This is a genomic window from Alkalispirochaeta alkalica DSM 8900 (assembly GCF_000373545.1).
In the GTDB taxonomy this organism is placed as follows: Bacteria; Spirochaetota; Spirochaetia; order DSM-27196; family Alkalispirochaetaceae; genus Alkalispirochaeta; species Alkalispirochaeta alkalica.
Genome location: NZ_KB891734.1, coordinates 1 through 3447, shown reverse-complemented (window position 1 = coordinate 3447; position 3447 = coordinate 1). Strand labels below are relative to the sequence as shown.

Genomic DNA, 3447 nt, shown 5'->3' with positions numbered 1-3447 from the left:
GATCCGTGATGCAGAGTGGCTCTACGACCACTACGTCGATCACGCCATGTACGCGATGTTGAAGAAGGACTGGTCTGATCCGTCACCTGAACTGACCCGGGGCGATTAGCGGCAAATAGGCACTTTCCACAGGAAATAGGTAAATTTAGTTCTTATTTGGTGGCTCTTAGGGGATTTTCGTGGTAGGATTTCGGGATTGTTATGGGGGGGAAGTTTTGGGACTGGGCGAAGGGGTTTGCAGGGATAATGGATTATCCGGGGCTATCAAATTGTTGTTAGGTTGACGCTTCGCGCGAGGAGAGAAAAATGGCATTTAATATTAAAAAAGTTATTAAAAACGAATATGAAGATCCAGAATCCATGTTCACAGATAATAAAAAAAAGAAGATTAAAGGCTTACTTTCTTATCAAGCAGACATTATAAGAAAATATCTAGAAGATGCAGGAACAAAATCAGATGTATCTCTTCAATTATCAACTGGGGCAGGAAAAACATTAATAGGCGCTGTTATTGGAGAATGGCTCTTAAAAACTAAAAATGAGAGAATTTTGTACCTTTGCCCAACCAATCAACTTGCAAGACAAGTTGGTAAACAAATGAGTGATTTTTATGGTATAGAAAATGAGGTATATACTGGTAGTAAGCATTCTTATTCACCTTCAATGAAGACTTCGTATTTAAATAACGAAAAAATCTGTATAACATCCTATAGTAGCCTGTTTAACACTAATCCATATTTTACTAGTTCTGATATTATAATTATGGATGATGTTCATCAAGCTGAAGGATATATAAATAACTTATGGTCTGTACATATACAGCGAAAATATGATAACCATGAACCTATTTTTGAAGAATTAATAACGTATTTACAATATCATCTATCAAAGCTTGATTTTGCAAGAATTATAAAATTCCAAAATAATGGAGATGATTCTGTTGATAAATTACCAACAAATGTCTGGCTTAATTCTTTAGAAGAAATAACCAAAATAATTGATACTAATATTAACAACACTGGAGAAACGTACTCATGGGAAATGATAAAAGATCATCTTCCAGCTTGTCATTTTTATTATTCTGCCAAAGAAATACTAATCAAACCTCTATATCCACCAACATTTAGCTTTGAGCCATTCTCAAGTGCAAGACAACGGATCTATATGTCAGCTACGTTGGGAGATTCTGGTGATTTGGAACGAATAGTTGGAAGAAGAGATATATTTCAATTGCCAATACCTTCTCAAATGGAAGATCGAACTATTGGTCGTAGATTTTTTTGCTTTCCAGAAGTAAGTCTGAGTGATGATCAAGTCTTAATGTACAATAAAAAAATCTCTACTCTTTGTAATCGGTCAGTTTATATTGTTCCAAGTAATCCTAAAGCTGATGAAATAGCGAATTTTTTTTCAGATATTAAAGACATAACCATTTTGCGTTCAAAAGATATAGAAGAAGATAAATCAGATTTTGTTAATAATTCTAAATGTATATTGATCCTTGCTAATAGATATGATGGGATTGATTTCCCAGATGAAGAATGCAGAATGCTTTTCATAGATGGTTTACCAAAAGCAAATAATTTACAAGAAGCTTTTTATATTCAAAAACTTGGTTTAAGCAACCTATATCAAGCAAGAATATTAACAAGAATAACACAAGCTTTTGGAAGGTCTACAAGAAATTCTAATGATTATTCAGTAGTAAGCGTTACAGGCGAAGATGTCATAAACTATTTATTTCGACAAGAGGCAAGACAATATCTACTTCCTGAACTCCGGGCTGAAGTAGAATTTGGGATTGATCAAACAGAAACTACATCACTAGAGAATACAATTGAAAATATTGAATTATTCCTCTCTCAAGATGAAAAATGGGATGAAGTAGATAATCACATCCTAAGTATTAGAGATCAATACAAGAAAGAAATGCTCCCAGATTCAGTAATATTTAAATCTATTTCCGAGAATGAAATTAAATACAATGAATCAATTTGGGTTGGAAATTATTCAGAAGCATTGTCAAATTGCAAATCTGTTTTAGGCAAACTTACCTCACCCAATTTAAGGGGATTAAGAGGGATTTGGAATTATTATGCTGGTTCATCCATTTATTTACTTAATTCTCAAGGAATTGACGTCGGGACTATGCCTGAAATATATTATGCAGAAGCATCAAAAGCAGCAGTCGCTGTATCTTGGTTGCATCAGCTAAAACATGAAAAACATAAAGAATATCAAAATGAAGAAGATGTTTTATCATTATGCATTGTTGAAAGATTGGAACAAGTACTCAATAATATCGGTACTAGAAATGCTTTTAAAATTGAAAAGATGATCAATGGAATTATTACAGAATTATCAAATGATGATAGTTCAATTTTTGAAAAGGCACAAAAGGAACTTGGATTATTATTGGGATATGATGCTGGGAAAATTGAAGACGAAGGGGCTCCAGATCCTTGGTGGTTAGTTAATGAGAATTTAGGCTTTGTTTTTGAGGACTATACTGAAGGTCTAGAAACAAGTTCTGTCTCTGTAACTAAAGCCCGGCAAGCTTCGACTCATGATGTTTGGCTAAAAGAGAATCTACCAATTAATAAAGATGCACGAATATATACATTTTTAGTTGGGAAAGTTCATAAATGTTCACCTGCATCATTAGCCCATTTAAGAAATGTTGGTTTTATATCTACAGAAGATTTTAGATATTTAGCCGATCAAGGAACAAAGGCGATCAAGACACTTTGGGATTCATTTAGAGGACCAGGAGATATGTTTTGGCGTCAAGAAGCCGTCCACACCTTGGAACAAGCTGGTTTATTACCAAGAAATTTAATTAAAAGATTTAATGAGAATATAGCAGCAGAAATATTAAAGTCATAACCTAACAAAGCCTTGAAACAGTCTTGGCAACCTGTCACAAAATCTGCGCACGCATATTTTGCGCCAATTCACCAGGCTGCTTAAGACGATGTTGTAATCATCCCGGTTTTGGTACAGGCGATAACTTAGTACCGTCGCGACCGTTGGCTCGTCGGTAATCCAGAGGAGTCACCCCCCGCCAGGCAGGGCACAGCCCCACCTGGCAACTCCCTCCCCCACTCTCACGGATACCGCAGGGGCATGCATCCCGGGGGAGTCTCCCCGCGCAAGCCCCTCTCGCTCTCCTGGATCGCCCCGGGATCAGGGGTGCCGGGCAGCGGGGTGCTGTCCTGCTCATAGATGACCAGCGGATTCAGGTTAACAAGATACCGCCCCGGCTTCACCACGATTCCCAGTTCCAATAACTCTGCTTCGTTGTAGTACGTCATGCTCCACAAGAGGGGACGGTGAGGTCTGCTGCTTGTCTGGGGGGGAAAGTTTTTCAGAAGTTTTTTTGTGGGCGCACACACCGGCCCAAACCGGACACCGCACCCATTCCGGGAAGAGGAGCCCCCCGCGATC

2 protein-coding genes are annotated in these 3447 nt (G+C 37.7%); one reads left to right on the top strand and one right to left on the bottom strand.

Features of this window, described 5'->3' with window-relative positions:
* Positions 1 to 306 precede the first annotated feature (306 nt).
* Entirely contained in the window at positions 307 to 2886 is a 2580-nt protein-coding gene (locus B071_RS19285) for a DEAD/DEAH box helicase family protein (protein WP_083914892.1), read from the top strand.
* A 221-nt stretch (positions 2887 to 3107) separates the two neighbouring features.
* Here the strand turns inward: B071_RS19285 and B071_RS19730 are convergent, their stop codons facing one another.
* Entirely contained in the window at positions 3108 to 3314 is a 207-nt protein-coding gene (locus B071_RS19730; protein ID WP_157703191.1) for a hypothetical protein, read from the bottom strand.
* Positions 3315 to 3447 lie beyond the last annotated feature (133 nt).